Origin of the sequence: Fulvivirga lutimaris (assembly GCF_009711525.1) — a bacterium.
GTDB lineage: Bacteria > Bacteroidota > Bacteroidia > Cytophagales > Cyclobacteriaceae > Fulvivirga > Fulvivirga lutimaris.
In genome coordinates, this window is the sequence record NZ_SMLV01000186.1 from 1 (window position 1) to 4551 (window position 4551).

Genomic DNA, 4551 nt, shown 5'->3' on the forward strand with positions numbered 1-4551 from the left:
GTAATAATCTAAGATTATTATCGACTGACACAAATTCTGGAGCTGGAACTGCCAGAAACATAGGGGTTAAGGCAGCGAAGGGCAACTTTATTGCTCTGTTGGATTCCGATGATGTCATGCACCCCAAACATTTAGAGATAAGTATTAATATGCTTAAATCTAATATAAATGCAAATTTTAGCTATTCTGCTGTTGGAGACATGGAATCGATGAATGAGGATATGTCTCCCCCAGACAATTTGTGGGTGATTGGCGAAAAATTTATTAAACACCCTAGACCTTATTTATTTGATTTACATTTTGGTACATCCTCAGGAATAGTTTTTAGAAAGGAGATTTTTGATAAGATCGGATTTTTCGATGGTAGAATGAGAGCAGCCGAAGATACTGACTTCTTTATTAGAGCTAGTGAACTTGGTTTAGGACTTCCCGTAAACAAAACCTTAGTTTTTAAGGACCATAAATCTAAGGATCGCTTGACGAGTAATTATGTTGAAAATGCAAAGGCATACGATATCATCATTAACAAAAATCTCAATTACATTTTTGCCAATTCGTTCCTCATGAAAAAATGGCTCTATAAAAGCATATGGCTGAATTTTTATGCAGGAAATAAAAAACAAGCAGTAAAATACCTTTTGAAACTATTTGGGAAAGGCATTTTTCTTCCTAAAGGTATACTGATTACGGTATTTGGGTTAGTTTTATCATCGAGTAAATTTGTTCGCTTGCATAAATACCTATCAGGTAAAAAATAATAATTAGCTTCGTAAAATGTTAAGAGTGGGTTTATTAGTAGATGACTTTAATATGTCTGGTTGGCAAGCCGCAATCGTTGATTTCATATTAAAAGATTATAACCTTTCCTTGTGCGTGGTCATTCTTAACGAGAGCGATAAGAAGTCTTCGATAAGAAGTTCATTTGTCTATCGGTCACTTATGAAACTCGACCGATTAATTTTTAAGATTCCAAATGCAGCCTTCTCAAAAGTTGATAAAAGAGAGGAGTTAAAAAACACTCAAACTATAACTATTAAAAGTCTAAGTAAAGGTTTCTATTCTTGTTTGAAGGAAGAAGATATCAAGAGAGTTAAAGGCTTAGAACTAGACTTATTAATTAGGTTCGGCTTCGGCATATTAAATGGTGGTGTTCTCAATGCAGCAAAATATGGTGTATGGTCTTTGCACCATGGTGATAGTGCCATCAACCGAGGAGGCCCCCCTGCTTTTTGGGAAGTAGTGAAACAGGAGGCGGTAACAGGTATAACTCTTCAAAGACTTTCAAGTGATCTGGATGGTGGTAAAGTTATAGGCAAATCATTTATTAAAACGGATTCCACCTCTTTTACAAGAAATTTAGATGCTGCTCTTTGGGCAGGTGTGCAACTTTTTAGCAGTAAAATTGATGAATTAGCTACCGGAAGGCTAAAACTTGAAGAACGCACAGGTTTAGGCTTTTATTCCAAGCCACTTTATAAAAACCCTGGAAATGCCATTTCAACGTTAATATTCTTAAAATTCTGGTTGAGAAGAGTAAAGGAATTATATCAAAACCTGTTTCATCCCCAACAGTGGTCATTGGCTTACAAATTTAAAAGAGATAATGGTCAAGAAAAGTCAATGTTCAGGTATAAGTTATTAACGCCACCCAAAAACTATGATTGGGCCGATCCATTTGTTATTAAGCATGAAAATAAATATCATTTATTTTTTGAAGAATTAAATCGGTCTAAAGGCATGGGACAGATAAGTTACATGCAATTTGATAATGATGGAAGTCTAATACCAAATAGTAAATCGATTGTTATCAAAGAAGATTATCATCTTTCATACCCATTTGTTTTCTCTTGGAAGGGGAAGTATTATATATTACCAGAGGCAGCAGAATCAAAAAAATTGTTTTTATATGAAGCTAAGGATTTCCCCCATCAATGGATTAAAAAATGCTGCATTTTAGAAGAAGAACTTTATGATGCCACTCTGGTAAATCATGAAAATATTTGGTATCTGTTTGCCACTAAAAAGTATCATCCGTCAAAATCAGCTGATCAATACCTGAATATCTACTATGCTGATAATTTATTATCCAATGATTGGACAGGCCATCCTCAAAACCCTATAAAAAGTACGGTTTTGGGAAGCCGCCCTGCAGGGGGCATTTTTAAATATCACAACAAGCTTATAAGACCGGCTCAAATCGGTGCACCAAAGTATGGGTATGGGATTAATTTTTATGAGATTCTGAAATTAACTAAAACGGAGTTTAAGGAAGAGTTCTTTGACAAGATAGAACCGGATTTTGAAGAGGGAATATTAGCAAGCCACACTTTTAATTCAGTAAATGGGTTAAGTGTAATCGATGTTCAAAGAAGAGAATGAAAGTAATATTATTAATTGATTCCTTATTTACTGGAGGTGCGGAATACTCGACCTTGCTTTTTTATCAATGGTTGGTTGAGCAGAAGCAAGCTGAGGTTAGGATCATTTGTTTAAAAAAAGCAAACCCAAGTTATATTCCTGGCGACTTCGGCTTTGAAGAACCAATGTATCTGCCGCCTGGTAAATACAGCCAATATAAGATTTTAAGGGACATTGTTAAAGACTTTAGACCTGACATTATTCATTCGGTATTGTTTAAAGCCAATATTCTTGGTAGGTGTTTAAGGATATTTAAGGGAGGTTTTAAGCATTTGGAAAGCTTAGTGAATGAAACCTATTCTCCTCACCGTTTGAAAGACCCAAATGTCACCAAATTTAAATTGCAGTCATATCGATTATTAGACTTCTTAACCCAGCTAAAAGGTGTAGATCATTATCATTCCAATGGAAATTCAGTTGCTGTACATTACCAAGAACAACTTCATATTTCTAGCCACCGGATAACAAGGATTTCGAGAGGAAGAAGTAATAATAAGTATATTGGACAAGAAGATAAACAAAAGCGTATTAAGAGCGAATTTGAGTTGCAGGACAAAGTAGTATTTATCACCGTAGGTAGACATGAGTATCAAAAAGGGCATGATATTTTGCTAGAGGCGATAAACGAGCTTGACCAGGTTTTGCGCTCTAAGCTTAAGGTGTTAATAGTGGGTAGAGAAGGACATATGACAAAGCAAATTAAAAAGTATGTTCAGGAACACGAACTTGATGAGACTATTATATTTACTGGTCATAGAACAGATGTGAATTTACTATTAGCTTCGTCCGATATATTTGTATTTCCATCAAGATTTGAAGGTTTGCCAGGTGCATTAATTGAAGCGGAAGCTGCGGGCCTTCCTATAATTGCTTCCAATATACCTAATAACTTAGAAGTAGTTAAAGTTAGCAAAAACGCTTTTGTGTTTGATTTGGATGATAAGAATAAATTAACTCAAATAATAAAATCAATTGTGAATGATCGAAGTCAGCTAAGGGATATGGGGAGACAAAGTCTCAATATTTTTGAAGAGAGTTATCAGATTGAAGCAGTTCATCAAAAGATGTATCAGCTTCTTGTGAGTGTCATAAAATAGAGCACTTGTATACCATTGATAAAACATTTCAGTTTAAGGTTTATATTTAAATGAAGATTTTACAGCTCATACAAAAGCCTCAGCTTCGTGGCGCTGAAATATTTGCTACCCAACTTAGTAATAACCTATTATCATCGGGGCACGAGGTTATTATTGCATCTCTATTTAAAGGAGAACAAACACCTCAATTTTCGGGTAAACACATTGCATTAAGTTTATCCGGAAAGTTTAGATGGTTAGACTGGAGAGGTTTTAAGGCTCTTGCGTCATTGATGGCTAATGAAAAGCCTGATATTATTCAAGCCAATGCAGGTGATACATTGAAATATGCCGTGCTTTCCAAATTGCTTTTCAAATGGAAACAACCTATTGTTTTTAGAAATGCCAGCATGGTTAGTTTGTATATTCGGAACCCAATAGTGAAAGAATTAAATAGCTATCTATATTCTAAAGTTGATGCTATCGCATCAGTTAGTAAGCAATCAAAGAAAGATTTGAATTCACTATTTCCTGCAACCAAGAACAAATCAATTGTCATTCCAATAGGAGTTGAAACAAAAGACGGAAAGTCTGAAGTAGTGGAGCAGAGACATGAACTTGGTCTCAGTGAAAATGAGGATGCTATAATATTAAAGGACAAAAGATTTGATGAGATTCGAATTGTACATGTTGGTGGCTTTAGCTTTGAGAAGAATCACAAAGGCCTATTGCAAATTTTCAATAACTTTAAAAGGAACTACCCCAATGCAAAACTCAAATTAGTAGGGGATGGCCCTTTGAGAAGAGAGACAGAGGAATTAGCTAAAGATTTGAATCTAAATGATTCTGTAGAGTTTATGGGCTATCAGACTGAAGCCTTAAAATTTATTCGTCAGGCAGATGTTTTTGTGTTACCTAGTCTTATTGAAGGTTTACCTGGTGTTATTCTAGAGGCACAATTTTGTAAGGTACCTGTTGTGGCATACGATGTTGGAGGTATTTCAGAAATAGTAAAAAATGACTTAACAGGTAAATTAATTAAAGCTGGTGATGAGGA

At 35.1% G+C, this 4551-nt stretch carries 4 protein-coding genes; all 4 read left to right on the forward strand.

Translation table 11 applies throughout. The annotated features are described in order from the left end of the window. A partial coding sequence (locus tag E1140_RS01650; protein WP_155178368.1) for a glycosyltransferase family 2 protein occupies positions 1–758 on the forward strand: 758 nt, incomplete at its 5' end. Between the two features lie 25 nt (positions 759–783). Beyond that, positions 784–2379, forward strand: a complete 1596-nt coding sequence (locus tag E1140_RS01655) for a glucosamine inositolphosphorylceramide transferase family protein (protein ID WP_155178370.1) — start codon at positions 784–786, stop codon at positions 2377–2379. Continuing rightward, positions 2376–3515 carry a glycosyltransferase family 4 protein gene (locus E1140_RS01660; RefSeq protein ID WP_155178373.1) on the forward strand — a complete coding sequence of 380 codons (1140 nt, stop codon included), beginning with the start codon at positions 2376–2378 and terminating at the stop codon, positions 3513–3515. Before E1140_RS01655 ends, E1140_RS01660 begins: the two co-directional genes overlap by 4 nt. Before the next feature lie 50 nt (positions 3516–3565). After that, positions 3566–4551 (forward strand): glycosyltransferase (locus E1140_RS01665; protein WP_155178375.1); only part of this gene is annotated, 986 nt, incomplete at its 3' end.

What these genes read in the sequence shown, in the direction of transcription:
- E1140_RS01660 (WP_155178373.1), top strand. Translation starts at nt 2,376, where the DNA reads ATGAAAGTAATATTATTAATTGATTCCTTATTTACTGGAGGTGCGGAA.